The 25,446-nt window shown below is 73.8% G+C and carries 23 protein-coding genes; 8 read left to right on the plus strand and 15 right to left on the minus strand.

Going from position 1 to position 25,446, the window contains the following annotated elements:
• Positions 1 to 485: 485 nt before the first annotated feature.
• A complete protein-coding gene (locus tag ACF073_RS14065; protein ID WP_392069605.1) occupies positions 486 to 2,528 on the plus strand; it encodes a DHA2 family efflux MFS transporter permease subunit in 2,043 nt (680 codons plus the stop codon).
• On the opposite strand, the gene ACF073_RS14070 is transcribed toward ACF073_RS14065, so the two are convergent.
• On the minus strand, positions 2,521 to 3,057 hold the full coding sequence (locus ACF073_RS14070; RefSeq protein ID WP_392069607.1) for a GNAT family N-acetyltransferase: 537 nt from the start codon (positions 3,055 to 3,057) through the stop codon (positions 2,521 to 2,523). The genes ACF073_RS14065 and ACF073_RS14070 overlap by 8 nt on opposite strands.
• Positions 3,058 to 3,239: 182 nt before the next feature.
• On the opposite strand from ACF073_RS14070, the gene ACF073_RS14075 reads away from it, so the two are divergent.
• On the plus strand, positions 3,240 to 3,776 hold the full coding sequence (locus ACF073_RS14075; protein WP_392069609.1) for a hypothetical protein: 537 nt from the start codon (positions 3,240 to 3,242) through the stop codon (positions 3,774 to 3,776).
• Positions 3,777 to 3,785: 9 nt separating this feature from the next.
• Here the strand turns inward: ACF073_RS14075 and ACF073_RS14080 are convergent, their stop codons facing one another.
• Entirely contained in the window at positions 3,786 to 4,220 is a 435-nt protein-coding gene (locus ACF073_RS14080) for a DUF1992 domain-containing protein (protein ID WP_392069611.1), read from the minus strand.
• A gap of 114 nt (positions 4,221 to 4,334) precedes the next feature.
• Between ACF073_RS14080 and ACF073_RS14085 the strand changes: the two genes are divergently transcribed.
• Positions 4,335 to 4,727, plus strand: coding sequence for a hypothetical protein (locus tag ACF073_RS14085; RefSeq protein WP_392069613.1), 393 nt, complete (start codon positions 4,335 to 4,337; stop codon positions 4,725 to 4,727).
• A 14-nt stretch (positions 4,728 to 4,741) separates the two neighbouring features.
• On the opposite strand, the gene ACF073_RS14090 is transcribed toward ACF073_RS14085, so the two are convergent.
• From ACF073_RS14090 to proP, 3 genes are all read right to left on the minus strand, one after another.
• Positions 4,742 to 5,416 carry an O-methyltransferase gene (locus ACF073_RS14090; protein WP_392069615.1) on the minus strand — a complete coding sequence of 225 codons (675 nt, stop codon included), beginning with the start codon at positions 5,414 to 5,416 and terminating at the stop codon, positions 4,742 to 4,744.
• 49 nt (positions 5,417 to 5,465) lie between these two features.
• Positions 5,466 to 6,506 carry a DUF2330 domain-containing protein gene (locus ACF073_RS14095; protein ID WP_392069617.1) on the minus strand — a complete coding sequence of 347 codons (1,041 nt, stop codon included), beginning with the start codon at positions 6,504 to 6,506 and terminating at the stop codon, positions 5,466 to 5,468.
• 222 nt (positions 6,507 to 6,728) lie between these two features.
• Positions 6,729 to 8,105, minus strand: coding sequence for a glycine betaine/L-proline transporter ProP (proP, locus tag ACF073_RS14100; protein ID WP_392069619.1), 1,377 nt, complete (start codon positions 8,103 to 8,105; stop codon positions 6,729 to 6,731).
• Positions 8,106 to 8,497: 392 nt separating this feature from the next.
• On the opposite strand from proP, the gene ACF073_RS14105 reads away from it, so the two are divergent.
• The gene (locus ACF073_RS14105) at positions 8,498 to 10,537 is read left to right on the plus strand and encodes a bifunctional glycosyltransferase 87/phosphatase PAP2 family protein (RefSeq protein ID WP_392069621.1); all 2,040 of its coding nucleotides are present in this window, start codon (positions 8,498 to 8,500) and stop codon (positions 10,535 to 10,537) included.
• Here the strand turns inward: ACF073_RS14105 and ACF073_RS14110 are convergent.
• On the minus strand, positions 10,484 to 10,849 hold the full coding sequence (locus ACF073_RS14110; protein ID WP_392069995.1) for an ATP-binding protein: 366 nt from the start codon (positions 10,847 to 10,849) through the stop codon (positions 10,484 to 10,486). The genes ACF073_RS14105 and ACF073_RS14110 overlap by 54 nt on opposite strands.
• A 108-nt stretch (positions 10,850 to 10,957) precedes the next feature.
• On the opposite strand from ACF073_RS14110, the gene ACF073_RS14115 reads away from it, so the two are divergent.
• Positions 10,958 to 11,785, plus strand: a complete 828-nt coding sequence (locus ACF073_RS14115) for a helix-turn-helix domain-containing protein (protein WP_392069623.1) — start codon at positions 10,958 to 10,960, stop codon at positions 11,783 to 11,785.
• Complete coding sequence (locus tag ACF073_RS14120) at positions 11,766 to 12,026, plus strand: DUF397 domain-containing protein (RefSeq protein ID WP_392069625.1); 261 nt, start codon at positions 11,766 to 11,768, stop codon at positions 12,024 to 12,026. The genes ACF073_RS14115 and ACF073_RS14120 overlap by 20 nt, the downstream gene beginning before the upstream one ends.
• Here the strand turns inward: ACF073_RS14120 and ACF073_RS14125 are convergent.
• Positions 12,010 to 13,179 (minus strand): steroid 3-ketoacyl-CoA thiolase, encoded by a 1,170-nt coding sequence (locus ACF073_RS14125; protein ID WP_392069627.1) that lies wholly within the window; start codon positions 13,177 to 13,179, stop codon positions 12,010 to 12,012. The two genes, ACF073_RS14120 and ACF073_RS14125, sit on opposite strands and share 17 nt — an antisense overlap.
• A gap of 230 nt (positions 13,180 to 13,409) precedes the next feature.
• Between ACF073_RS14125 and ACF073_RS14130 the strand changes: the two genes are divergently transcribed.
• Entirely contained in the window at positions 13,410 to 14,645 is a 1,236-nt protein-coding gene (locus tag ACF073_RS14130; protein WP_392069629.1) for a cytochrome P450, read from the plus strand.
• A 27-nt stretch (positions 14,646 to 14,672) separates the two neighbouring features.
• Here ACF073_RS14130 and ACF073_RS14135 read toward each other — a convergent pair whose 3' ends face one another.
• Entirely contained in the window at positions 14,673 to 15,374 is a 702-nt protein-coding gene (locus ACF073_RS14135) for a YoaK family protein (RefSeq protein ID WP_392069631.1), read from the minus strand.
• A gap of 158 nt (positions 15,375 to 15,532) precedes the next feature.
• Here ACF073_RS14135 and ACF073_RS14140 point away from each other — a divergent pair, with 158 nt between their 5' ends.
• Entirely contained in the window at positions 15,533 to 16,789 is a 1,257-nt protein-coding gene (locus ACF073_RS14140; RefSeq protein ID WP_392069632.1) for an alpha/beta hydrolase, read from the plus strand.
• A 5-nt stretch (positions 16,790 to 16,794) separates the two neighbouring features.
• Here ACF073_RS14140 and ACF073_RS14145 read toward each other — a convergent pair whose 3' ends face one another.
• The 7 genes from ACF073_RS14145 to ACF073_RS14175 form a co-directional block, all read right to left on the minus strand.
• Positions 16,795 to 17,202 carry a transglycosylase SLT domain-containing protein gene (locus ACF073_RS14145; RefSeq protein ID WP_392069633.1) on the minus strand — a complete coding sequence of 136 codons (408 nt, stop codon included), beginning with the start codon at positions 17,200 to 17,202 and terminating at the stop codon, positions 16,795 to 16,797.
• A 333-nt stretch (positions 17,203 to 17,535) separates the two neighbouring features.
• The gene (locus ACF073_RS14150) at positions 17,536 to 18,363 is read right to left on the minus strand and encodes an ECF transporter S component (RefSeq protein ID WP_392069634.1); all 828 of its coding nucleotides are present in this window, start codon (positions 18,361 to 18,363) and stop codon (positions 17,536 to 17,538) included.
• A complete protein-coding gene (locus tag ACF073_RS14155) occupies positions 18,360 to 20,069 on the minus strand; it encodes an ABC transporter ATP-binding protein (RefSeq protein ID WP_392069635.1) in 1,710 nt (569 codons plus the stop codon). Before ACF073_RS14155 ends, ACF073_RS14150 begins: the two co-directional genes overlap by 4 nt.
• Positions 20,066 to 21,154 carry an energy-coupling factor transporter transmembrane component T gene (locus tag ACF073_RS14160; protein ID WP_392069636.1) on the minus strand — a complete coding sequence of 363 codons (1,089 nt, stop codon included), beginning with the start codon at positions 21,152 to 21,154 and terminating at the stop codon, positions 20,066 to 20,068. The genes ACF073_RS14155 and ACF073_RS14160 overlap by 4 nt, the downstream gene beginning before the upstream one ends.
• Before the next feature lie 319 nt (positions 21,155 to 21,473).
• Positions 21,474 to 22,154, minus strand: coding sequence for an SCO2322 family protein (locus ACF073_RS14165; protein ID WP_392069637.1), 681 nt, complete (start codon positions 22,152 to 22,154; stop codon positions 21,474 to 21,476).
• The gene (locus ACF073_RS14170; protein WP_392069997.1) at positions 22,151 to 23,362 is read right to left on the minus strand and encodes a prenyltransferase/squalene oxidase repeat-containing protein; all 1,212 of its coding nucleotides are present in this window, start codon (positions 23,360 to 23,362) and stop codon (positions 22,151 to 22,153) included. The genes ACF073_RS14165 and ACF073_RS14170 overlap by 4 nt, the downstream gene beginning before the upstream one ends.
• 1,022 nt (positions 23,363 to 24,384) lie before the next feature.
• Complete coding sequence (locus tag ACF073_RS14175; protein ID WP_392069638.1) at positions 24,385 to 25,440, minus strand: hypothetical protein; 1,056 nt, start codon at positions 25,438 to 25,440, stop codon at positions 24,385 to 24,387.
• Positions 25,441 to 25,446 lie beyond the last annotated feature (6 nt).

Genomic DNA, 25,446 nt, shown 5'->3' on the forward strand with positions numbered 1-25,446 from the left:
CGGTGGGGGGCCCGGCGTGCTGGTGCGGGGCCTGGCGCGGGTGTGTGTCGAGGCCGTGGCGGACGGCACGATCCGGCTGCACATCGGCTGACGCCCGCGTCCCCCGGGGCGGGCCGGTGCTTTTCGCGGGCATCGGCGGGCAGAACTCGGCCGGTGGGGGGCCCGGCGTGCTGGTGCGGGGCCTGGCGCGGGTGTGTGTCGAGGCCGTGGCGGACGGCGCCGTCCGGCTGCGCGTCGGCTGGTGTCGGCCCGCGTTGTTCAGGGACGCGGACCAGGACGGGCTCCGCGCACCTCCTCTCGGGGTCTTCCGGGGCGCCGGGACGGGCTCCGCGCACCTCCTCTCCGAGGTCTCCCGGGGCGCCGGGACGGGGCTCCGTGCTGCTTCCTCTCCGGGGTGTTCCGGGGGGCCGGGCCCGGCTCGACAGGCCGTGGGCGGTGACACCGATCACGATGGAGGAGGTGCATCCGAGCCCCGGGAGGTCTCCATGGCCCTGGACACGCACGGTACGGCGCGGGACGCGAAGGGCGCCGAGCACGTTCCGGGGGGCGTGCTGGTCCCGATCGGCGCCCTGCTGCTCGGGCTGCTGCTCGCCGCCCTCGACCAGACCATCGTGGCGACCGCGCTGCCGACGATCGTCAGCGATCTCGGCGGCCTCGACCACCTCTCCTGGGTGGTCACCGCCTACCTGCTGGCCTCGACCGCCGCCACCCCGCTGTGGGGCAAGCTCGGCGACCAGTACGGCCGCAAGCGGCTGTTCCAGACCGCCATCGTGATCTTCCTCGTCGGCTCCGCGCTGTGCGGAATGGCGCAGAACATGCCCCAGCTGATCGGCTTCCGCGCGCTCCAGGGCCTGGGCGGCGGCGGCCTGATCGTGCTGTCCATGGCGATCGTCGGCGACCTCGTGCCACCCCGCGAACGCGGGCGCTACCAGGGCCTCTTCGGTGCCGTGTTCGGCGCCACCAGCGTGCTCGGACCGCTGCTCGGCGGCGTGTTCACCGAGCACCTCAGCTGGCGCTGGGTGTTCTACGTCAATCTGCCCCTGGGCGTGATCGCGCTCGCCGTGATCGCCGCCGCGCTGCGCATCCCGCGCCGCGCCGAGCGCCATGTCATCGACTACCTGGGCACGTTCCTGATCGCCGCCGTCGCCATCTGCCTGGTCCTCGTCGCCTCCCTCGGCGGTACGACCTGGGCCTGGGACTCGGCGCAGACCATCGGGCTCGCCGTGCTGGGCGTCCTGCTGGCCGCGGCCTTCGTCGCCGTCGAGCGGCGGGCCGCCGAACCCGTGCTGCCGCTCAACCTGTTCGGCATCCGCACCTTCACCCTGTCCGCGGTCATCAGCTTCATCGTCGGCTTCGCCATGTTCGGCGCGATGACCTATCTGCCGACCTTCCTCCAGGTCGTGCACGGCATCTCGCCGACCCTGTCCGGGGTGCACATGCTCCCGATGGTGGCCGGGCTGCTGCTGTCGTCCACGGTCTCCGGGCAGATCGTCAGCCGCACCGGCCGCTGGAAGGTGTTCCCGGTCACCGGCACCGCCGTCACCACCGTGGGCCTGCTGCTCCTGCACCGGCTCGACGAGCACAGCACGACCGCCGAGATGAGCGTCTACTTCTTCGTCTTCGGTCTCGGACTCGGCCTGGTCATGCAGGTCCTGATCCTCATCGTGCAGAACGCCGTCTCCTACGAGGATCTCGGCGTCGCCACCTCCGGCGCCACCTTCTTCCGCTCCATCGGCGCCTCCTTCGGCGTGGCCGTCTTCGGCACGGTCTTCGCGAGCCGCCTCGCCGGCAAACTCGCCGACGCCCTGCGCGGCGTACGCCTGCCGCCCGGCGCCTCCGCCGACGCGCTGAAGTCCGACCCGCGGGGCATCGCCGCCCTGCCGCCCGCGCTGCGCCCGGCCGCCCTGCACGCGTACGCGTCCGCCATCACCGACGTCTTCCTGTACGCCGCGCCCGTCGCCCTCCTCGGCTTCCTGCTGGCCTGGTTCCTCAAGGAGGACCGGCTGCGCGGCTCGGTCACCGCGCCGGACGCCTCCGAGACCATCCCGCCCAACCCGGTCGAGCGCTCCTCCTACGACGAGGTGTGCCGGGCCCTGTCCGTGCTGGGCACCCGGGAGGGCCGCCGGGAGGTCTACCGGAAGATCATCGAGCGCGCCGGGTACGACCTGCTGCCCGCGGCCGGCTGGATGCTGCTGCGCATCCGCCGCTACGGCTCCCTCGAACCGGCGGCGCTGGCCGAGCACGGCGCCGTACCGCTCCAGACGATCATGGACGCCGAGCGCCAGATCGAGGAACGGCGGCTGGTCGAGCGCCAGGGACTGGACCTCGTGCTGACCGACACCGGCCGCGAGGTCGCCGACCGGCTGGCCAAGGCCCGCGAGGAGTCCCTGGCCGAGCTGCTCGGCGACTGGTGGCGGCCCGGCCGCCCGGCCGATCTGACCCAGCTGGTCCGGGAGCTGACCGGCGAACTGTGCGGCGCCGAACGCGAGCGCCCGCAGGGCACGGGCCAGGCCCCCAGGTTCAGCTGACGAGGTCCGCCGCGTCCGGCTCGGCCCCCGTCCCCAGCTCCTTGCGGAACCAGTGCTCGGCGTACGGATCGGTGTTGTGCGGGCCGGTCTCCGTGTAGCCGAGGCGGGCGTACAGGGCGCGGGCCTCGACCAGGTCGTCACGGGTGTCCAGGATGACCCGCCGGGCGCCCAGCATGCGGGCGTGCAGCTCGGCGGCGGCGACGAGCAGCGCGCCGCCGTTCGTGCCGCGCGCCCGCGGCAGCACGAACACCCGGGTCAGCTCGGCGGTGTCCGCATCCAGCAGCCGGATGCCCGCCGAGCCGCACGGCCGGTCCGCGTACCGCCCGACGAGCAGCCGGCCGCCCGGCGGCGCGAGGTCGGATCCGCTGTGGGCCGCGATCTCCCGCTCCAGCTCCTCCGGGTCGGTGCGGCGGCCCTCGTGCAGCAGGTACCAGCGGTCGCTGACCTCCGTGTAGTACGCCCGCCACAGCTCGGCGGCGGCCGGGGAGTCGTACGGCTCCGGGGTGATCGTCCACGTCATGCCGGCCATTGTCCGGAGCACGACCGGGCCCGGTGCAACCGGATATACGCGGCCCCGGGTGCGGTGGGGGTCGTTTGTGCGGCCGGATACCGGGTCACCCGAGGGGGACCGGCCCGCTGGGGCCGGGTCGGGCACCACGATGACCTGCGGGAACGCCGCCGGGTGGGGCCGACGAAGGAGAGCTGAGCACCATGCAGGACAGGACGAGCGCGTCCGGCGACGAGGAGCACGGCACGGAAGGGCTGCGTCCCGGCACGGAGGATCTGGGCACCGCCGGCACCGCCGTGGACGAAGGGTTCACCGGCAGTCACCGCGCGGAGTGGTCGGCGGCCGTGGAGGACGGCCGGATGCCCGACGACGGGCTCGGCGTGCCGTCCCCCGGCGAGGCCACCCTGCGCGAGGCGGGCTCCAGCGACTCGCCGGGCTCGGACGCCTGGCCGGGCGCCCCGGGGCCGGCCCCGGGTGCGCCGCTGCTGGCCCGGGAGGACGCCGCGCGCTGGGAGCGGCGGCTGCGGGAGCTGGCCGAGGGCTTCGAGGAAGGCCCCCGGCAGGTCGTGGAGCAGGCCGACCTGACGCTGGCGGAGATCGCCGTACGGTTCGGCGAGGCCCTGGCCCAGCGCCGCCGGATGCTGCGGGCGTCCTGGGAGGACGCCGGCGCGGACACCGAGCGGCTGCGGCTCGCCCTGCGCGACTACCGGCGGCTGGCCGCGCGGCTGCTGGAGGACTGACCCGGACGCCTAGCGGACCGGCCCCGGCGCGTCCCCCTCGGCGGCGGACCGGCGCCGCCGCCGCTCGGCCACGACCTCGTCCACGTCGTACGGCTTCTTCCCCAGCGGGGGACCCGGCGGCGGCTTGAACATCATGTCCCGGATCCGGACGTTGACATCCTCGATGATCTTCCGGGCGATCCGCTCCGAGGGCGCCGCGCACGCCGCCTCCAGGGCGTCCTCCGCCTCCTTGCGCAGCGCCAGCGCGGGCGGCAGCAGGGCGAGGCCCTCGCGCGCCATCTTCCGCTTGATCCACCACAGTTCGTCGTACGCGGAGTCGAGGTCGGCGGGCAGCGGCGCCCCCGTCCCCGTCAGCCCGTCGAACTCCCCGCGCCGCTGCGCGTCCCGGATCTGCCGGTCCACCCAGGACTCGAACGGCAGACCGGGTGGCTTTCGCTCGGTCATGAACCCATTGTGCCGGACGCGACCCGGCCGGGCGTTTTATCATGCGGCGGCGGTACGGCACCTTCGCCCGCCGCGACCCGCCCACCGCACAAGGACGTTTCAGGGGGAGCGCTCGTGCTCGAACTCACCATGGCCACCCTCTCCGGGGAGGACGCGGGTGCCACGGCCGGCATGACGATGGCCGAGGCGCCCAGCGAGCCCGGCGCCGTGCTGCGGGTCGGCCGCGACACGGCGGTGTGCCGGCTGGTCACCCCCGAGGACTGGCTGTTCGTCTCCCGGGTCCACCTGGAGTTCCTGTGCGGACCGGACGGCACCTGGCAGGTGACCTGGCTGCGCGGCTCCCAGCCCGACCCGGCGTCCGAGGTCCGGCTCGCCCACGGGCCGCACGCGCGGTCCGTCGAGTACGGCGGGACGGTACCGCTGCCGTACGGCGGGTCCGGCGAGATCGTCGTCCAGGAGCGCACCGCGCCGCGCAGCGTCAACGTCGGCTTCTACCACGAGGTGTGAGGCCCGGCGGGGGCTCAGCCGAGCACCCGGGCCAGCGCGAAGCCGTCGTAGCCCTTGCCGCCCACCGTCTGGAGCGCCGTACCGCTCAGCCGGGGGTGGGCGGCGATCAGCTCGATGGCGCCGCGGCTGCCGACCACGCCCGGGTCGCTGCTGCTCGCGTCGGTCACCTGGCCGCCGCGCACCACGTTGTCCACGACGATCAGGCTGCCCGCCCGGGTGAGCCGCAGCGCCCACTCCACGTAGTGCACGTTGTTGGCCTTGTCCGCGTCGATGAAGACCAGGTCGAAGGGGGCCGGGTTCTCGTCGGCGAGCTTGGGCAGCGATTCCAGGGCCGGGCCGACCCGCACCTCCACGATCCGGTCGAGGCCCGCGCGGGCGATGTTCCGGACGGCCACGTCGGCGTGCTTGGCGCTGTACTCCAGCGAGATCAGCCGGCCGTCGTCGGGCAGGGCCCGCGCCATCCAGATCGTGCTGTACCCGCCGAGCGTGCCGATCTCCAGGATGTGCTGGGCGCCCTGCAACTCGGCGAGCAGTTGCAGGAACTTGCCCTGCGCGGCCGTGACGGCGATGGCGGGCAGCCCGGCGGCCTCGCTGTCGCGCAGGGCCGCCCTCAGCGCCTCGTCGTCCGGTGAGAGAGTGCGGATGAAGTAGTCGTCGACATCGTCCCAGACCTGCTGCGACCCGCTCATAGCGCCTGCTGCCTTTCCCGAGTGTCTGTCGTGCCCCGTTCCGATGATCTCAGCCGAGCGGCGCGGAAGGGGAGACATCCTTCGGACTGATCGGCCGCCGCGAGAGCCGTACGGCGATCAGGGCGCCGACCGCGACGACGGCCGCCAGGGCGCCGCCGACCGTCAGCGACCAGGCCGGGATGCCGGCGATCCGGCGCAGCTCGTCGTCGTGGACCACCTGCCGGACCGGCGTGTCAGCGGCGGCCCGGCGCAGCTCGTGGTCGCCGGAGATACGGGCGGGGTCGGGGAAGGACTGGGTGAGCGCGGTCAGGTACGGGGTGCCGGCGGCCAGCTTTCCGAGGGCGCCGCCCGGTGCGTCCAGCCGGCCGGCGAACGCCACCTCGGGCCGGGGGCCGCCGATGGTCCCGCTCGTCTCCATGCGGTGCGCGGCGAGGACGTACAGGCCGAGCGACTGCGGGGTGGCGGCCAGCCGGGACAGCCGCATCGGGTAGACCGGGCGGCCGGCGGCGAAGGTGAGGTGCAGCGGGTCGAGGGCGCCGTGCAGCGGGGTGTCGCGGGTGTCCGGGGCGAGGCGGACGGCGACGTACTCCCAGTGCCGGTCGACGTACGGCTCCAGGGCGGTCCTCAGCCGGGAGGGCAGCGAGAAGCCGTGGTCGTGCAGCCAGTCCTGGAGGGCCGCCGGGTCGGTGGCGGTCAGCCGGGCCACGTCGAAGGGGCCGAGCCGCTGGCGGCCGACGACGCCGACGCCGGTGGTGCCGGAGCCGGGGAGCGGGGCGCCGGCGGCCGTGTCGTGGCCGTCGAAGGGCCACTCGCCCTCCTGCGGCCAGAAGTGGTACCGGGTGCGGTGGACCGGGGCGGTGGCCCCGGCCAGCTGGTCGAAGAGGGCGGGGTCGCCGAGGCGGACGGCGGCGCGGTGCGGGACCGGCATGATCCAGGCGGCGTGCTCGGCGTCACCGGCGACCGTCAGCCGCATCACGATCTGCTCCTGCCGGCCGTCCCAGCGGAGCACCGACCGCTCGTCCGAGACGGAGATCCGGCCCGAGGCGTCGGGCACCATGGCGCCGCAGCCGCAGGCGTAGGCCGGGGCCATCAGTCAGCCGAGCTGCACGCCGAGCAGGGCGAGTACGACAGCGAGTGTCCGGGCACGTGTCACAGGCCGACAGACGGCCCCGGCACCCGATCGGTTCCACCGCGTGAAAGCGCTGAAGGGGCGCGGGGAACAGTGCGGTCAGCCACGGCGAACCCGCGGCCGGCACGTTCCGCGCACCCCTGCGGCGCTGGGCCGGCCCCCCGGCCGGCAAGGCCATCGCGCCTAGCGGCCCTCCACCGCCGGTGCGGAGCCCGGAAGCGGCTTGCCCGCCGACTCCGACATCAGCCACACCGCGACACCGCCCACGACGGCCGCGCCCATCATGTAGTACGCGGGCATCATCATGTTGCCCGTCGCCCCGATCAGCGCCGTCACGACCAGCGGGGTCGTGCCGCCGAACAGCGACACGGAGACGTTGAAGCCGATGGACAGGGAGCCGTAGCGCACCCGGGTCGGGAAGAGCGCGGGCAGCGCGGCCGGCATGGCCGCCGTGAAGCAGACCAGCAGCATGCCCAGCGCGCCCATGCCGAGCCCCACCGCCAGCAGGCTGCCCTGGCGGATCAGCAGCAGCGCGGGGACGGACAGGAACAGGAAGCCGGCACAGCCCGCGGCGATCACCGGGCGGCGGCCGATCCGGTCGGTCAGCGCGCCGGCGAACGGCTGGACGATCATCATCAGGGCCATGACGGCGAGCACGACCAGCAGACCGTGCGTCTCGTCGTACTTCAGCTCACTGGTGAGGTAGCTCGGCATGTACGACAGCAGCATGTAGTCGGTGACGTTGAAGACCAGCACCAGGCCCATGCACAGCAGCAGCGCCTTCCACTGCCCCGTGATCATCTCGCGCAGCGGCACCTTCGGCCGGGCGGCCTCCGCCTTCTCGACCTCGGCGGCGAACGCCGGGGTCTCCTCCAGGCGCATCCGCAGGTAGAGGCCGATGATGCCCATCGGACCGGCGATCAGGAACGGGACGCGCCAGCCCCAGGAGAGCAGGTCGTCCGTGGAGAGGACGGCCGTCATCACCGTCACCAGGCCCGCGCCGCCGATGTAGCCGGCGAGCGTGCCGAACTCCAGCCAGCTGCCGAAGAAGCCGCGCTTCTTGTCGGGCGCGTACTCGGCGATGAACGTGGACGCGCCCGCGTACTCGCCGCCGGTGGAGAAGCCCTGCACCAGGCGGGCCGCCAGCAGCAGGATCGGCGCCCCGACGCCGATCGCGGCGTACGACGGGATCAGGCCGATCGCGAACGTGCCCGCCGCCATCATGATCATGGTGAGGGCGAGGACCTTCTGGCGGCCCACGCGGTCGCCCAGCGGGCCGAAGACCATGCCGCCCAGCGGGCGGACCAGGAAGGCCGCGGCGAAGGCGCCGAACGTCGACAGCAGCTGGGCGGTCGGGTTGCCGGACGGGAAGAAGACCTTGCCCAGAGTGACCGCGATGTAGCTGTAGACACCGAAGTCGAACCATTCCATCGCGTTGCCGAGCGCCGCCGCTTTCACGGCGCGCTTGACCAGCGCGGGGTCGGTGACGGTGACGTCGGCGGGGGCCTCGGCGGCCCGCGGGGTCTTCGGGAGCGGGGTGACTGCTGCGACGGTCGCCAAAACGGGGCTCGCCTACCTCTCGACGGGGACAGGGACGCGGCCCGGACGTCGGCGATGACGTGCGGCGGGCCGAAAAGTGACCATAGAGGGACTTGTGCCCCTTACGCGGTGTATGCACCTCGCTGCGCTGTGCAGTGAAAGCATGCCTACGCAGGTACGTCTGCCCCCTCGCCCGGCGGTATTCGGCCAGGTCAGTGTGATCCTTGTCGCCCCCAGGAGGCGGAACCGCGGGGCGCCGGGGCTGTCGTCGCCCGAACACATCGAGACGGATGTCAGGTGAAATGGGGGTTGCCTGCGTCCCTCTCCCGGGGGTCTGCGAGCCTCGTAGGAGCGCAGAAGGAACCTGGCGCACCGGGGCAGCCGGGATGAATGGGGCGGGAGGCACACGAGGCGTGGCGAACGTGGAGCACGGCGGAGGACCGGCAGAGGCTTTCGGAACCGAGGTCGGGGCGCGGCTGCGCGCCACCCGGCTCGCCCTGTGGGCGGTGGCGGCCATACTCGCCGTACGGCAGATGGCCGTCGTCCTGACCACCCCGAGCGGGGAGCGCCTCACCGACCTGGAGACCTGGGTCGGCCCCGAGGGCGTCCTGCATGTGAAGGGCTCGATCTACGACTCGACCCGGTTCACCGGAACCCCGTTCAGCGGCCTCGTCCTCAGACCCCTCACCCGCGCCGCTGAGGACGCCCTCGGCTGGGGCTGGACCTTCGGCACCCTGCTCCTGGTCGTCGCCCTCGGCGTGATCGCCGCCCGCGCGCTGCCCGAGCCGGTCAGCCGGCGCACCTCCCTGCTGGCCACCCCGGTCGCCATCAGCCTCCTCATGCTGTCGCTGCCGGTGCGCAACGCCCTGTGGCTCGGCCAGACCAGCATCATCCCGGTGCTGCTGGTCCTGCTCGGCTGCTTCACCGTGCGCGGGGAGCGGGCGAGCGGCCTGTGCACAGGGCTGGCCGCCGCCCTCCAGCCGACCGTGCTGCTCTTCGTCCCGCTGCTGTGGTTCACCGGCCGCCGCCGGGCCGCGCTCACCGCGGCCGGCACCTTCGCCGTCTCCACCGCGCTCGCCTGGGCGGCCCTCCCGCACGACTCGCACACCTACTGGGTGCACCACCTGGGCGGCGCGGGCCTCGGCGGCCAGGCCGACGCCCTCGCCAACCAGTCCCTGCACGGCGCCCTGCTGCGCCTCGGCTGCACCGGCCCGCTGGAGATCGCCCTCTTCCTCGCCCTGGGCGCCGCCGTCGCCGCGCTCGCCCTGCGCCGCGCGGTGCGCTACGCCCGCGACGGCCAGCTCCTGCTCGCGGTCGCCGTCACCGGCTGCGCGGCCGTCGCCGTCTCGCCCACCACCTGGCAGCACCAGCTGCTGTGGCTGCTGCTCGCGGTGGTCGGCCGGGCCGGCAAACGGACCTCGGACCGCTACGTCTGGCCGGTCGCGGTGATCCTCGTGACCACCCTCCCGGCGGCGATGATGCTGCCGAACATGCCGGTGGTGTACCCGCTGCGGGACAACCTCGTGCTGCTCGCCGCGCTGGCCGCCGCCACGGCCGTCCCCTTCCTGTCCCGGACCTCGCCGCACTACCGGACACCGGTCCCGGCCGAGTACGCCCCGCAGGCCCCGGCCCGCTTCCGCCGCGTCCCGCTGCTGCCCTTCCTGCGCCGCGTCCTCACCCGCCCCAACCTGCTGCTGGAGCTGCTCCTCATCCGCGTCACCTACGCGGCCTACCAGCAGGTCCGCCTCGCCGCGACCGGCGGCACCAACTCCGGGGGCCGGGCGACGGCCGAGCACCACGGGCAGCTGGTCCTCGACCTCGAACGCTTCCTGCACATCGACATCGAGCATGCGGTCAACCACGCCGTGGTGAAGATCGGCTGGCTGCGGAACTTCTTCGACTTCTACTACGAGTCCTTCCACTTCGTCGTCCCGCTGACCGTCCTCGCCGTCCTCTACTGGCGCCGCCCGGCCGACTACCGCTGGGCCCGCGTCTCCCTCGGCTTCGCCACCCTGCTCGCCCTGGTCGGCTTCTGGCTCTTCCCGCTCGCCCCGCCGCGCCTGATGCCCGCCCTCGGGATGATCGACACCGTGCACGGCGTCCAGGACTTCTCCAAGCCGGACTACGGCACCCTGACCGCCCTCACCAACCAGTACGCGGCGATGCCCTCGCTGCACTTCGGCTGGTCCCTGTGGTGCGGTGTCGTCATCGCGGTGATCGCGCCGAAGTGGTGGATGAAGGCGCTGGGCCTGCTGCACCCGCTGTTCACCGTGTCCGCGATCGTCGCGACCGGCAACCACTGGGTGCTGGACGCGGTCGGCGGCGCGGCGGTGGTGTCCGCCGGGTTCGGCCTGTCCTACCTGCTCCAGGGCCCCCGCGCCGCCGTGGCCGCCGCGGCCTCAGCCCGTCCCGCACTCGAACCAGACCGTCTTCCCGCCGCCGGGGCCCGGTGACACCCCCCACTTGTCGACCACGGCGTCGAGCAGCGCCAGCCCCCGCCCCCGCTCCGAGTCCTGATCGACCTCGGTCTCCAGGCGGGGGAGCGGGGCGTGCCCGTCGCTGACCTCGGCCCGCACACCGGCCGTCTGCCGCGTCACCACGAGTGTGCAGCGGCGGTCGGGCACGTGCCGTACGACGTTGGTGACCAGCTCGCTCACGCCCAGCTCCACGGCGAAGGCCAGCGCCGGCAGCTGCCACTCGTGCAGCAGCGAGCGGACGATACGGCGGATGTGGCGGACGGAGTGGTCGCCGGCGGTGAGCTGCATGCGGTACTGGGGGGTGTGGGGAAAGTTGAGGTTCACAGGACGAGGCTGACCTGGCGTCACTACGCTGGGCTATGAGATGAACACAACGGGTCCGGGAGGGGACTTGTCATGGTGAACATCAACACCCTCGACCCGGGCGCCTCACCGCTCGACTACTACGGGTTCGAGCTGCGGCGGCACCGGGAGGCGGCGGGGCTGACGCAGCGGCAGTTGGGGGACATCGTCAATTACACGGGGTCGCTCGTCGGCCAAGTGGAGACGGCCCGTAAGTTGCCGACGCCCGAGTTCAGCGAGCGCGTGGACGCGGCGCTCGGGACGGGTGGGTTACTGACACGACTCGTGCCGCTGGTGATGCGCAGTCAGCTCCCGGCGTGGTTCCAGCAGGTGGCTGAGCTGGAGGCTAGGGCGGTGGAGATCTGTACGTTTCAGACCCACATGGTCCATGGATTGCTCCAGTCCCCGTCCTATGTGTGCGCCGTGCTCGGAGTGCTGGATCAGGACAAGCTTGGGGACCGCGCCGCTGCTCGGCTCGCTCGCCAGCGCATCTTCGAGAAGGGCGATCCGCCGGTCTTCTGGATGGTTCTCAGCGAGGCTGCGCTGAACCAGGAGATCGGCGGCTCCGACGTCATGCGCGAACAACTCACCCACCTGTTGACGTTCGAGGACGATCCCCGGATCAACGTACAGGTCTTGCCGTACTCGGCCGGTGAACACGCGGGACTGCAAGGCTCGTTCAACGTCTACCGCTTCGCCGGTGACCCGCCCATCGTGTACACCGAGGGCTACAGCAGTGGGCATCCGAGCGCGAACCCGGACACCGTCAAGGACTGCTCGCTCCGTTACGATCATCTGCGAGCCGCCGCGCTCTCGATCAAAGACTCGGCGGATCTGATCCGACGGGTGATGGAGGACCGCTATGGAGAGCAAGTGGCGTAAGTCGAGCTACAGCGGCGACCAGGGCGGCTCGTGTGTCGAGTGCGCCCCCCTCGGCGGTCTCGCCTGGCGAAAGTCCTCGTACAGCGGCGACCAAGGCGGTGACTGCATAGAGATCGCCGAAACCCCCACCGCCACCCTCGCCATCCGCGACTCCAAGACCCCGGCGGGACCGATCCTCACGGTCGACCCCGCCGCGTTCTCCGCCTTCGTCTCCTGGACGTCGGCTACAGCCGCTGAATGATCGTTCCGGTCGCCAGCCCACCGCCCGCGCACATCGTGACGAGCGCGAACTCCTTGTCGGCGCGCTCCAGTTCGTGCAGGGCGGTGGTGATCAGGCGGGCGCCCGTCGCTCCCACCGGGTGGCCCATGGCGATCGCCCCGCCGTTGACGTTGACCTTCGCCAGGTCCTGCTCGAAGACCTGAGCCCAGCTCAACACCACTGACGCGAAAGCCTCGTTGATCTCCACGAGGTCGATGTCCTTCAAGGACATGCCCGCCTTGCCCAGCACCGCGCGCGTCGCGTCGATCGGGCCGTCCAGATGGAAGTGCGGGTCGGCGCCGACCAGCGCCTGGGCGACGATCCTGGCCCTCGGCTTCAGCTTCAGCGCACGCGCCATCCGCTTCGAGGCCCACATGATGGCCGCCGCGCCGTCGGAGATCTGCGACGAGTTCCCGGCCGTGTGCACCGCCTTCGGCATCACCGGCTTCAGGCCCGCCAGCGCCTCCGGGGACGTGTCGCGCAGACCCTCGTCCTTGTCCACGAGGCGCCACATGCCCTGCCCGGCGTACTGCTCCTCCTCGGTCGTCGGGACCTGCACGGCGAACGTCTCCCGCTTGAAGCGTTCCTCCGCCCAGGCGAGCGCGGCCCGCTCCTGGGAGAGCAGCCCCAGGCCGTCGACGTCCGCCCGCGTCAGACCCCGGTGCCGGGCGATGCGCTCGGCCGCCTCGAACTGGTTGGGCAGGTCGACGTTCCACTCGTCGGGGAACGGCTTGCCGGGGCCGTGCTTGGAGCCGGAGCCCAGCGGGACCCGGGACATCGCCTCGACACCGCAGCTGATGCCGACGTCGATCACGCCGGCGGCGACCATGTTGGCCACCATGTGCGAGGCCTGCTGCGAGGAGCCGCACTGACAGTCGACCGTGGTGGCCGCCGTCTCGTACGGCAGTCCCATGGTCAGCCAGGCCGTGCGCGCGGGGTTCATGGACTGCTCGCCGGCGTGTGTCACCGTGCCGCCGACGATCTGCTCGACCGCGTCGGCGGGGATGCCGGTACGGCCCAGGAGTTCACGGTAGGTCTCGCCCAGCAGATAGGCGGGGTGCAGATTGGCGAGCGCGCCGCCGCGCTTGCCGATCGGGGTGCGGACGGCTTCGACGATCACGGGTTCGGCGGCCATGGGTGCGGGTCCTCTCCGAGAGGGCTCTCCTCCAGAACTAGTACGCGTTCTAGTTCTGCCCAGCAGTCTGCTGACGTGATGTCCATCACCGCAAGGGTCTTGCAGGTGCCGAGGGCGCGATCTGCTCGACTTCCGCACGGATTGGCTGTGTCACGCCTCTTGCTACTTCTAGAACCCGTTACTACGTTCTCGGCACTCGCTGATGGACCGTCAGACGCACGGAGACGCCGATGCCCTGTCCAGCGCTGCCCGACGGGTTCGACCTCACCGATCCCGACCTGCTGCACCACCGTGTGCCCTTCCCGGAGTTCGCCGAGCTGCGCCGTGCCGAGCCGGTCCGCTGGATCCCGCAGCCGCACGGCCTCGCGGGCTTCGCCGACTCCGGCTACTGGGCCGTGACCCGGCATGCCGACGTGAAGTACGTGTCCACGCACCCGGAGCTCTTCTCCTCCTACCTCAACACCGCGATCATCCGCTTCAACGAGCACATCCAGCGCGATGCCATCGACGCGCAACGGTTCATCCTGCTCAACATGGATCCCCCGGAACATACGCGGGTGCGGCAGATAGTGCAGCGCGGGTTCACGCCACGCTCCATCCGCGCGCTGGAGGAGCGGCTGCGCGCCAGGGCCCAGTCGATCGTCACCGCCGCCCGCGCCCGCTCGGGGCCCTTCGACTTCGTCACCGAGGTCGCCTGCGAACTGCCGCTCCAGGCCATCGCCGAGCTGATCGGCGTCCCGCAGGAGGACCGTTCCAAGATCTTCGACTGGTCGAACAAGATGATCGCCTACGACGACCCCGAGTACGCCATCACCGAGGAGGTCGGCGCCCAGTCGGCCGTCGAGATCATCGCCTACGCGATGAACATGGCCGCCGAGCGGAAGCGGTGCCCGGCGCGGGACATCGTGACGACGCTGGTGGCGGCCGAGGACGAGGGCAACCTGAACTCCGACGAGTTCGGCTTCTTCGTGCTGATGCTGGCCGTGGCGGGCAACGAGACCACACGCAACGCCATCACGCACGGCATGCACGCGTTCCTCACCCACCCCGGCCAGTGGGACCTGTTCAAGCGTGAGCGGCCCTCGACCACGGCCGAGGAGATCGTCCGCTGGGCGACTCCGGTCAACGCCTTCCAGCGCACGGCGACACAGGACACCGAGCTGGGGGGCGCGCGGATCAGGAAGGGCGACCGGGTCGGCCTGTTCTACGCCTCCGCCAACCACGACCCCGAGGTCTTCGCCGACCCCGACGCCTTCGACATCACCCGCGACCCCAACCCCCACCTGGGCTTCGGCGGCGGCGGTCCGCACTTCTGCCTCGGCAAGTCGCTGGCCGTCCTGGAGATCGACCTGATCTTCAACGCGCTGGCCGAGGCGATGCCGGACCTGCGCCTGGAGAGCGATCCGCGCCGGCTGCGCTCGGCGTGGATCAACGGGGTGAAGGAACTCCGGGTCAGCGCCGGCTGACCGGGCCCGCCCCACGGGTGCGCCGGGTCACTCCCGTCCCGACGCCACCACCGCCAGCGCCCCCGAGACCAGCGCGGCGATCAGCAGCGCGATGCCGAGGCCGTGGTGCAGGACCAGCCACCCGCCCAGCCAGGCGCCGCCGGCCATCGCGAGGACGGCGGCCAGGCGGCGCGGGGAGCGGTGGCCGGTGCCGTCGCCGAGCAGGGACTCGGCGGCCAGTCCGGTCAGGGTCCTGGTGACCACCGTGGTGGTCAGATCCGGCACGTTCAGCTTGCGCACGGTCGCGTTGCGCATGCCCATCGCGACGGCGGTGATGCCGATCAGCGCGTACCGGGTGCCGCCGGTGGCCCCGTCGTCCGCCAGCACGAAGGCCACCACCGCCGACACGGCGACCAGCACCGCCTCTCCCGCCAGGGTCAGCCGGGTCCAGGTGCGGCGCGGGCGGGCACCCCGCCGGGCCGTCAGCCTGCCTCCGGCCACCGCGCCCAGCAGGAAGCAGACGAGGGACGTCGCCGTGTGCGACACCGAGAAGCCGGGGGCGCCGGCCGCCGCGAAGCCCAGGACAACCACGTTGCCGGTCATGTTGGAGGTGAAGACCCGGCCGAGGCCCAGATAGCTGACCGCGTCGATCAGACCGCTGACCACGGTCAGGATCAGCAGCACGGGCACCAGCCGCAGCCCGCGCGCCGCGGGGCCCCGTACCGGTGGCGTCGGCTCCGGCGTCGTCATCGTTCCTCCGTGGGGCAGCGGGCGGCGGGACGCGGCGGCGGCCGGACAAGGGGGAAAGGGGGTGGAAAGAAGTCCACCCGCCGCGCGAAAGAAGTCCACCCGAGGTCCGGGGGGCTCTCGGATGTCCCGGCGAAGCCTGCGTCCGTAGCTTTCAGGTCATGACACAGGACACGCGAAAGACGGCGGCAAAGCAGCCCGGTCGGCCCATCCGCAAGGGCCCGGCCCTCACCCTCGGCGCGCTGGCGCTCGTCGGTGTCACCGGGGTGGTGCCCGGGGTGCCGGGCAAGGACGCACCGGCGCCCGGCGAGCGCGGGGAGGTCGTGTCCGTCGTACCGGTCGCCGCGCACAGCCGGGCCGAGGTCGCCCGGGTGCTGCGCGCGCAGCACATCGGCACCGCCCCGCTGCGCTACGGCGTCCTCGCCTACCGGGTGACGTACCGCACGGTGGATCCGCACGGGCGGCCCACCACCGCCACCGGCCTGCTCACCCTCCCGTCCGGCGGCGGCCACCGCCTCGGGCTGGTCTCCGACACGCACGGCACCATGGCGAACCGGGCCTACGCGCCCTCCGTCGGCGAGGACGCGCGGACCCAGTCGTACCTGTTCGCCGCCACGGGCCGGGCGGTGGCCGCCCCCGACTACCTGGGGCTCGGCGAAGGGCCGGGGGCGCACCCCTACATGGACACCCGGTCGGCGGTGACCGCCTCCGTGGACATGCTGCACGCGGCCCGGACGGCGGCCGGCCTGCTGGGCCGCTCGCTCACCCGGGACCTGTATGTGACCGGGTTCTCACAAGGCGGCCAGGTGGCGATGGCCCTGGCCAAGGCGGTGCAGGGCGGGGACGCCGCCGGATTCCGGCTGAAGGCCGTCGCCCCGGTGGCCGGGCCGTACGACATCCAGGGCACCGAGCAGCGGGCGCTCACCGACGGCCGGGTCAACGACACCAGCGGAGTGTTCTACCTCTCCTACTTCCTCGTCGCCCAGAACCGGCTGCACCCGATCTACAAGGACCCCGCCGAGGTGTTCCGGCAGCCCTACGCCGGGCGGGTCGAGCGGCTCTTCGACGGACGGCACAAGGACGAGGACATCGTGCGCCGGCTCGCGCCGACCGTGCGGCAGCTGCTCACCGATCGCTTCTACCGGGAGCTGGGCAAGCCGGCCGGCGGGATGCTGGAGGCGCTGCGCGCGGGCGGGCACGCCTGCGACTGGAAGCCCGAGGTGCCGGTCCGGCTGTACGCGGGGCGCAACGACACCGACGTGCCGATCGGCAACACCCGGACATGCGCGAGCACCCTCGCCCAGCGGGGGGCGAGGGTGCGGGTGCTCGACGTGGGCCCGGTCGATCACTTCGGTTCGGACCGGGCCGCGCTGGCCGGGATCGCGCGCTGGTTCAGCGCGGGAGCGGCCGAGGGATGACCGGCTCAGTACCAGCCGTTGGCCTGCCAGAAGCTCCAGGCCTTGACCGGGCTGCCGTAGCGGGAGTTCATGTAGTCCAGGCCCCACTTGATCTGGGTGGCCGGGTTGGTCTTCCAGTCGGCGCCGGCGGACGCCATCTTCGAGCCCGGCAGGGCCTGGACCAGGCCGTAGGCGCCGGAGGAGCTGTTGGTGGCGCTGGGGTTCCAGCCGCTCTCGTGCTCGACGATCTTGCTGAAGGCGTTGAACTGCGCGGCGTCCGGGATCATCTGGTGCGCGACCGACTGGGCGGAGGAGGCGGGGGCGGCGTGAGCGGGAGCCGCGGTCAGAGCCATACCGGCGGTGGCGACGGCCACGGCGGCGGTGGTGAGGGCCTTCTTCGGGGAAGCGATGCGGCGGATGAAGGACACGGACACGGAGAACCTCTTACCTCGGGGACATGGGGGTCGCTCGCATGGATGGACCACGTGCTGTGGCCGTATGCGTCGGCGCCGCGGCCCGGGTGGGCTCGTGGCGCCTGGCGACGTCGTCCAGACAAGCAGGCCCGGAACCGGTCCGCAATGACCCCTTTTACTAGTTGTGGCCGGATCGCCATGAATCGTCGCCTCTGTGACCTGGGTCGCAATCCGCAGGTCAGAAGGGGTGCACGAGCGGACAAATCGGACAGGGCGGTCTACGGCTCCGCCTCGTAGGTGACGTGCGTCATGTGGGGTGCTTCACCGCTCCGCTCACCCTCCGCGGCCGGTGCCTCACCCAGGGGGAGCGTCGAATGTGACCGCGGTCTCGAAAGCGGCCCGCCGTGTGGCCCGGCGCAGGGCCCGCAGCACCGCGGGGCCGAGGACGAGGGTCAACACGACCGTGCAGACGGCCCGGCCCAGGTCCCAGCCGAGCGAGGTGGCCAGGCAGTACGCGACGAAATGGGCCAGGTTCACGGCGATCGGCGCGTCCCCGTCGAAGGAGATGTTCGAGGCCATGGCGCCCAGGAAGGGCCAGCCGGCCAGATTCATGAGCGTCCCGTAGGCGAAGGCCGCGAGGAAGCCGTACCCGGCGAGCAGCACCAGCTCCAGCCGGCCGCGCAGCCGGCCGGCCCCCGGCAGCAGCCCGGCGCCCATGGTGAACCAGCCCATCGACAGCATCTGGAACGGCAGCCACGGCCCGACCCCGCCCGTGAGCAGCGCGGACGCGAACATGGTCACCGAGCCGAGGGCGAACCCGAAGCCCGGCCCGAGCACCCGACCGCTGAGCACCATCAGGAAGAACATCGGCTCGATGCCCGCCGTACCCGCGCCGATCGGGCGCAGCGCGGCGCCCGTCGCGGCCAGCACGCCCAGCATGGCCACGGCCTTCGGCCCGAGATCCGACTCCGAGATCGTCGCCGCGACGACCGCCACCAGCAGCACCAGCAGACCGGCGAAGAGCCAGGGCGCGTCCTGGGCGTGCGCGGTCAGCTGGGAGCCGGGCGGGGCGAGGAAGGGCCAGCCGAAGGCGACCACCCCGACCGCACTGGCCGCTGCCAGCGCGGCGAGCGAGCGGGGGCGCAGCCGGACGGCGCGCACCCGGGTGCCGGGACGGCTCATGCCAGCGCCTCCCGCACCTCGGCCACCGTCAGCCAGCGCTGCGGGGCCAGGATCTTCGCCACCTGCGGTGCGAAGGAGGGGGAGGACACCACGATCTCGGCCATCGGCCCGTCCGCGATCACCTCGCCCTCCGCCAGCAGCACCACCCGGTGCGCGATCTCCGCGGCCAGCTCAACGTCGTGCGTGGCCAGCACGAGCGCGTGTCCCTCGGCCGCCAGGCCGCGCAGGATGCCGGCCAGGCGGGCCTTGGCCGCGTAGTCGAGGCCGCGGGTCGGCTCGTCCAGCAGGAGGAGAGGCGGGCGGGCGGCCAGCACCACGGCCAGCGCGAGCGCCAGGCACTGGCCCTCCGACAGATCCCGGGGATGCGTATCGTCCGCCACCCCCGGCAGCAGCTCGGACACCAGCGCACGGCAGGTGCCGGGCTCCGCGCCCGCGTCCCGGTCGGCGGCGGCGCACTCGGCGGCGACCGTGTCCGCGTACAGCAGGTCGCGGGGTTCCTGGGGGACGAGGCCGACCCGGCGGACCAGCTCGGGGGGCGGGGTGCGGTGCGGGGTCAGACCGCCGACCCGGACCGTCCCGGCCGACGGGGGCAGGAGGCCGACGAGGGAGGAGAGCAGGGTGGACTTGCCCGCGCCGTTGCGGCCCATGAGGGCGACGGTCTCGCCCGGGGTGACGGTCAGGTCGATGTGGCGCAGGGCCTGGACGCGGTCGCGGCGCACGGAGAGGGAGCGGATCTCGGCGGTCCGCCCGGGCCCGGGGTCCGCCGGCCGGGCGGGAAGCGGGGCGGGGCGGCGCCGGAACCAGCCACGGCGGCCGGCCCCGGGCACCGGCGGCTCCGCGGGCCGGCGCGCGCCGGGCACCCGACCGCCGGCCCGGCCGTCCGGTGCCGCCGCGGCCAGCCGCTCGCGCAGGGCGCCGGCCCGGCGGCGGGCGTCCCGGACCGTCAACGGCAGCGGGGACCAGCCGGCCAGCCGGCCGAGCGCCACCATCGGCGGATACACCGGGGAGACGGCCATCACCTCGGCCGGGGAGCCGATGACCGGCGCCGCTCCGGGGGCGGGCAGCAAGACGACCCGGTCGGCGTACGGGATCACCCGCTCCAGGCGGTGCTCGGCCATCAGGACCGTCGTGCCCAGGTCGTGCACCAGCCGTTGCAGCACGGCCAGCACCTCCTCGGCGGCGGCCGGGTCGAGCGCCGAGGTCGGCTCGTCCAGGACCAGCACCTGCGGATGCGGGGTGAGGACCGAGCCGATCGCGACCCGCTGGCGCTGCCCGCCGGAGAGCGTGGCGATCGGGCGGTGCCGCAGCCCGGCGAGGCCCAGCAGGTCCAGGGTCTCCTCCACCCGGCGGCGCATCACCTCCGGGGCGAGCCCCAGCGACTCCATGCCGTAGGCGAGTTCGTCCTCCACGGTGTCGGTCACGAAGTGCGCGAGCGGATCCTGGCCCACCGTGCCGACCACGTCGGCGAGTTCCCTCGGCTGATGGGTACGGGTGTCCCGGCCGGCCACCGTCACGCGTCCGCGCAGGGTGCCGCCGGTGAAGTGCGGGACGAGACCGCTGACCGCGCCCAGCACGGTCGACTTGCCGACCCCGGAAGGACCGGCGAGCAGCACCAGCTCACCCTCGGGCACCGTGAAGTCGACGCCCTTGACGGTCGGTTCGCCGGCGCCCTCGTACGTCACGCTGACATCCTCGAAGCGGATCACGAGTGCTCCTTGGGCACGACGAAGGCGGGCAGCAGGGCCAGCAGGACGGCCGCGGCGGGCCAGAGCGGGAGCGCGGGGGCGACGAGCGGGACGACCCCGGGGTGCAGCGCCCCGGGATCACGGGCCGAGGCGAGCGCCAGCAGCGCGGCCACCGCGACGCCCGAGCCCGTGACCAGCCAGGCGCCGGGGCCCCACCGGTCCGGGCGGTACCGGGTCCGCAGCGAGCGCCGGCCGCCGAGCCGCAGCCCCGCGAGCGCGGCGACGACCCCGGCGAGCGTCAGGGGAAGCCCGTACGTGCCGCCCTCGGCCGTCAGCAGCCCGTACGTGCCCGCGCACACGCCGAGCAGACCGCCGAGGGTCAGCGCGGCCGTCGTACGGCGGACGGGGGCGGGGACCTCGGCGGTACGGCCGTAGCCGCGGGCCTCCATCGCGGCGGCGAGCGAGACCGAGCGCTCCAGGGCGCCCTCCAGCACCGGCAGCCCGACCTGGAGCAGGCCCCGCACGCCCCGGTCCGGACGGCCGCGCAGCCTGCGGGCGGCGCGCAGCCGCTGGACGTCGGCGATCAGATGCGGCGCGAAGGTGAGGGCGACGACCACGGCGACGCCCGTCTCGTAGAGCGCGCCGGGCAGGGACTTGAGCAGGCGGGTGGGGCTGGCGAGGGCGTTCGCCGCGCCGACGCAGATGAGCAGGGCGGCCAGCTTCAGCCCGTCGTAGGCGGCGAACACGACCGACTCGGCGGTGACCCTGCCGCCCAGCCGGATGCCCTGCGCCCAGTGCGGGAGCGGGACTTCGGGGAGGGTGAGAAGGGTGTGGGAGCCGGGGATGGGGGAGCCGAGCACCACCGCGAAGAGCACGCGCACGAGGAGCACGGTGAGGGCGAGCTTGAGGAACGCGGGGTACGCGCGGGCCCAGGGCGCGGGGGAGCGGTGCGTCGCCACGACATAGGCGGAGGCGGCTATGAGAAGGGCGAGAAGCAGCGGATTGGTGGTCCGGGTGGCCGCGGTCCCGAGCGAGAGCGCCCACACCCACCAGGCCCCGGGATGCACCACCCCGTAAGGGACGCGGGAAACGCCCCGCTCGGCCACGACGCCCCGGCACGCGCAGGGCCCCTGCCCGGTGCCGCCGCGGGCAACTCCGTAAGGGGCGCGGGGAACTGCGCGCTCGGCCACGACGGCCCCGCACTCGCATGCCGTCCCGCACGCGCAGGGCGCCTGCCCGGTGCCGCCGCGACCGGCCCCGTAAGGGGCGCGGGGAACTGCGCGACCGGCCACGACGGCCCCGCAGACGCAGTCGTTCTCGCACGCGCAGGGCGCCTGCCCGGTGCCGCCGCGGGCAACTCCGTAAGGGGCGCGGGGAACTGCGCGCTCAGCCACGACGGCCCCGCACCCGCACGACGGCCCGCACTCACACGGAGTCATCGCGCCGCCGACGTGCCTGCCACACCGCCGCCCCCGCCAGCAGAGCGACCACGCCCACACCGATCGGCAGGCCGAGAGAGGGACCGCTGTCCGACCCCCCGTCCGCACCGCCCTTCTTACCCTCGGCCTTCGCCCCGCCCCGCCCCGCCGCAGCCCCCTCCGCCGAGACCTGCTCGCCGCACCCCCGCTCCGGATACCCGGCGATCGCGCACAACAGCGCGTTGGTGTCGTACCGCAGCGGCTTGGCCACAGCGGCCAGCGCATCCGCGCTCGTCGCGTCCGGCGACACCCGCGCACACGCCGTACGGCGCCCCGGCGGCGTCTCGCCGGACGGCGCGTCCGCTGACGTACCGAAGTCCAGGACCAGTGCCACCCGCTTCGTCCCGGACTTCACCGCCGTATCCGCGCAGATCGTGTCGAAGTCCGCCGTACCGCGCGGCCGGGTCGCGTCCGCGGAGTCCGCGCTCACCGCGAACCGGAACCCCTGGACCGCGCCGTCGACCGGCCGGACCATCGACGGCCCCTGCGTGGCGTACGCCCAGTGGCCGCCGGCGCGCTCCCAGAAGGACCAGTAGCGGTAGCCGGCCGCGCCCGCCTGCCCGGCGGAGCCGAGCAGCAGCGTCAGCGCGGCGACCAGCACCGGTACGGCACGGCGGACCGCGGTCACGGCTGGCGCTTCTTCCGGGCGCTCAGCAGGAAGCCGATGCCGATACCCGCGACGAGGCCGAGGCCGATGGTCCACCAGACGCCGGTCTTCGAGTCCTTCTCCTCCGCCGCGGGCTTGTGCGCGGCGGAGTCCGTCCGCGGGGCCGGGCCCAGCTCATTGAGCGAGTGGACCAGGCTGGTGCCGTTGAAGTCGCCCGGCTGCTCGCCGATCGCGTGCGCGGCGAGGATCAGCTGCGCGTACGCCGCCGGGCCGCTCTGCCGCGCCCACGGGCCCGCGTTCTTCTCCAGCCAGGCGTACGCCTTCTTCGCCGGCTCGGTGCGGCCGTCGGCGGCGAGCGCGACGACGGTGTCCGCGGTGTTGCCGAAGTCGGGCTGGTCCTTGGCGCCGGCCAGGGCGGACATCAGATGGCCGCTCTTCGCGACGGCCGCCGCCAGATAGGCGCCCCCGTTGTCGGCGACCTGGGCGCGGGTGAGGCGGGCGGCCTTGACGCAGCTCTCGTTCGCAGGGGCCTTGCCGGCCTCCGTCACGAACCCCTTGCCGAGCGCGCCGAGCACGCCGGCCGCCGTCGCGTCCGCATTGGCGGCCAGCTTGCCCTTCGGGTCCTGCTGGAAGGCGAGGGCGCCGCCGCCGTCCTGGTCGCACGGGACGGACCAGGCGGGCAGCGCGTCGTAGGGGGACTTGCCGGCCTTGCGGACGTCCGCCGGGTCGGTGCCGGCGGCGGCCAGCGCGCCGATGACGACGGAGGTGGAGTTGGCGTCGCTGCCGTCGCCCGGGTAGTAGCTCCAGCCGCCGTCCTTGTTCTGCACGGACTTCAGCCAGTCCACGGCCTTGCTCACGGCACCGCCGTGACCGCCGGTCGCGGCCAGCGCCTGGACCGCGGCGGCCGTGCTGTTGCTGTCGACCTTGAGCTTGTCGTCGCAGCCCTTGGCGGGGGCGGCGCGGAAGGCGGCGAAGGAGCCGTTCGCGCACTGCTGCCCGGTGAGCCAGTCCACCGCGGCGGCGGCCGGCCGGTAGCCGAGCGTCCGCTGGGCGAGCAGCGTCATCGACTGGCGCCACACACCGTCGTACGTCGGGTCGCCCTTGCCGTACAGCCCGGAGGGGACCGTCACCTTCGGGGCGGACGGGGACGGGTCGGCGGCCGTGGCGGGCGCGGCCGCGGCGAGCACGCCTACGGCGGCGAGAGCCGCGGCACTGCGGCGGACGTTCATGGTCGGCGACTGCCTCTCCTGCGGGGAGCCGGGCAGCGCAGGGGTCCCCCCGGGCCGCTCGGCTCCGTAGATCTCGACGGTGCCGTGCGCGGCGGGCCGCCGTCGCACGCGAGCCGGTCAACGACCCGCCCGGGCCGGTCCCGCGCACCGCTCGGGGCGGCTCGCGGAGTGGGTGTCCCTGTTCGAGATCCGAGCGAAGCCGAGAACTCGGGGAGGGGCCGATACCGGAATTGCACCGGCTTCCCCCCGTACGGGTGCGATGACGACCCCGCTACCCTACCGGCCGCCCCGCCCGGCCCGAGGGGTGGCCATGGGCACACGGCCGCGGTGACCGGAGCCACAGCACCCCGCGCACACCCGCGAGGCGGTCGTCCCCGGGCCGTGCCCGCCGCGAGCCGCTGCCGCTGGGCCGCGTACGCCGGTCGCCGGTGTCACCGCGGCGGGCCGTAGCGCACCGCGCACACCCGCGAGGTGCTCGTCCCCGGTCCGCGCTCGCCGCCCGGCCGCGCCCGCCGCGAGCCGCTGCCGTCAGGCCGCGCATGTGCCGGTTGCCGGTGTGACCGTTGCGGGCGATGCGGGGCGGCGTCGCCATGCGTGCCTCGGCACGGCGCGGGCCGAGGGGCGGCCGTGGGCGCACGGTCGCGGTGTCCGGGGCCGTAGCGCACCGCGCACACCCGCAGGGCGCCCGTCCCCGGGGCGGTGCCCGCCGTGCGACGGCAGAAGCGCGGGCGCCCGTCCCCGGTCCGCGCCCGCCGCGCGAGGGCAGAGCGCGGACGTACGTCTCCGGTCCGCGCCCGCCGCGAGCCGTCGCCGCTGGGGCCCCGTATGTGCCGGTCGCCGGCGTGACCGTGGCGGGCCGCAGCGCACCGCGCCCCGCGCGCGCTCGCGAGGAGCTCGTCCCCGGGGCCGGGCCCGCCGCCCGGCCGTGCCCGCCGCGCGACGGCAGAAGTGCGGGCGTACGTCTCCGGGCCGCTCCCGCGAGGTGCCCGTCCCCGGTCCGCGCCCGCCGCGAGACGTCGCCGCTAGGCCGCGTACGTGCCGGTCGGCGGTGTGACCGTGGCGGTCAGGTGGCGGGCCATGCGGCGCAGTGTCGCCGTGCACTCCTCGGCGTCCTCGCCCGTCACCACCCAGTGGGCGAGCCGGTCGGTGATCTGCGCGTGCGGGGCCGCCGTCACCGGGTCGCCGGGCCGCCGGGTGAGGAGCATGCGCTCGGCGGCCGGTTCGTGCCCCGCGGCCGGGTCCAGGTGCAGCTCGGTCAGCCGGCCGGACGCGGCCGGGTAGGCGAACTGGACGGCGGCGGCCCGCTGCCGGGTCGGGGTCAGGTCCGGGACCCCGCCCGTGGCCAGCGCGGCGGCGGCCTGCGCCAGGTCGACCCCGGTGGCCCGCTCCACCAGCAGCGGGATCAGGTCGCCCGGCAGATGCGGGGCGACGCCGAGGACGCGCGGGCCGCGCGCGGTCAGCCGCAGGGTGAGATGCGCGACCGCGTGGCCGAGCCCCAGGGCGCGTACGGCCCGCTCGACGCACTGGCGCAGGAACCGGTTGTGCAGCAGCCCGTCATGGGCGTGGACGCTGTGCCGCAGCGGGCGGCGGGCCGGCGGCGGACCCGGGGTCGTACGGGTGAGCGCGACGATACGGACCTCGTCGTCCAGGACGACCGCCTCGGCGGACACCAGCGGCCCCTCCGTGCTCTCGGGGTTCCCGGGTTCGGCCGTCGGGACCGTGTGCCGACGCAGCAGCGCCCGCAGGGCCGCCGGGTCGGCGCAGGCCGCCGCCGTCTCGTACGGCAGGCCCGGTAACCGCAGGTCCGCGGCGATCCGCGCGGCGGTGGCCAGATACTCCGCGGTCCAGGTGAGCACACCGGCGACCGGGGCACCGGCCGCGTACCGCAGCACCGCCTCGGCCGTCTGCGTCTCCCGGGCCGGGTCGGCCGCGAGGGACGCGGCCAGATAGGGACGGCTCCAGCGAGGCGGATCCGGGTCGGCCAGGACCACCGGGCGGACCGCCGCTACGCGTGCCAGCGGGAAGTCGCCACCGGCGTCCAGGCCGCCGGTCCCCAGAAGGACGACGGGCTGCGCCATGGGTGC

The organism is Streptomyces sp. NPDC015171 (genome assembly GCF_043079545.1).
In the GTDB taxonomy this organism is placed as follows: Bacteria; Actinomycetota; Actinomycetes; order Streptomycetales; family Streptomycetaceae; genus Streptomyces.

Coding starts and splice junctions, on each gene's coding strand:
- ACF073_RS14065 (WP_392069605.1), top strand. CDS start 486: ATGGCCCTGGACACGCACGGTACGGCGCGGGACGCGAAGGGCGCCGAG.
- ACF073_RS14070 (WP_392069607.1), bottom strand. CDS start 3,057: ATGGCCGGCATGACGTGGACGATCACCCCGGAGCCGTACGACTCCCCG.
- ACF073_RS14075 (WP_392069609.1), top strand. CDS start 3,240: ATGCAGGACAGGACGAGCGCGTCCGGCGACGAGGAGCACGGCACGGAA.
- ACF073_RS14080 (WP_392069611.1), bottom strand. CDS start 4,220: ATGACCGAGCGAAAGCCACCCGGTCTGCCGTTCGAGTCCTGGGTGGAC.
- ACF073_RS14090 (WP_392069615.1), bottom strand. CDS start 5,416: ATGAGCGGGTCGCAGCAGGTCTGGGACGATGTCGACGACTACTTCATC.
- ACF073_RS14095 (WP_392069617.1), bottom strand. CDS start 6,506: ATGGCCCCGGCCTACGCCTGCGGCTGCGGCGCCATGGTGCCCGACGCC.
- ACF073_RS14110 (WP_392069995.1), bottom strand. CDS start 10,849: ATGCAGCTCACCGCCGGCGACCACTCCGTCCGCCACATCCGCCGTATC.
- ACF073_RS14115 (WP_392069623.1), top strand. CDS start 10,958: ATGGTGAACATCAACACCCTCGACCCGGGCGCCTCACCGCTCGACTAC.
- ACF073_RS14120 (WP_392069625.1), top strand. CDS start 11,766: ATGGAGAGCAAGTGGCGTAAGTCGAGCTACAGCGGCGACCAGGGCGGC.
- ACF073_RS14125 (WP_392069627.1), bottom strand. CDS start 13,179: ATGGCCGCCGAACCCGTGATCGTCGAAGCCGTCCGCACCCCGATCGGC.
- ACF073_RS14130 (WP_392069629.1), top strand. CDS start 13,410: ATGCCCTGTCCAGCGCTGCCCGACGGGTTCGACCTCACCGATCCCGAC.
- ACF073_RS14135 (WP_392069631.1), bottom strand. CDS start 15,374: ATGACGACGCCGGAGCCGACGCCACCGGTACGGGGCCCCGCGGCGCGC.
- ACF073_RS14140 (WP_392069632.1), top strand. CDS start 15,533: ATGACACAGGACACGCGAAAGACGGCGGCAAAGCAGCCCGGTCGGCCC.
- ACF073_RS14150 (WP_392069634.1), bottom strand. CDS start 18,363: ATGAGCCGTCCCGGCACCCGGGTGCGCGCCGTCCGGCTGCGCCCCCGC.
- ACF073_RS14170 (WP_392069997.1), bottom strand. CDS start 23,362: ATGAACGTCCGCCGCAGTGCCGCGGCTCTCGCCGCCGTAGGCGTGCTC.
- ACF073_RS14175 (WP_392069638.1), bottom strand. CDS start 25,440: ATGGCGCAGCCCGTCGTCCTTCTGGGGACCGGCGGCCTGGACGCCGGT.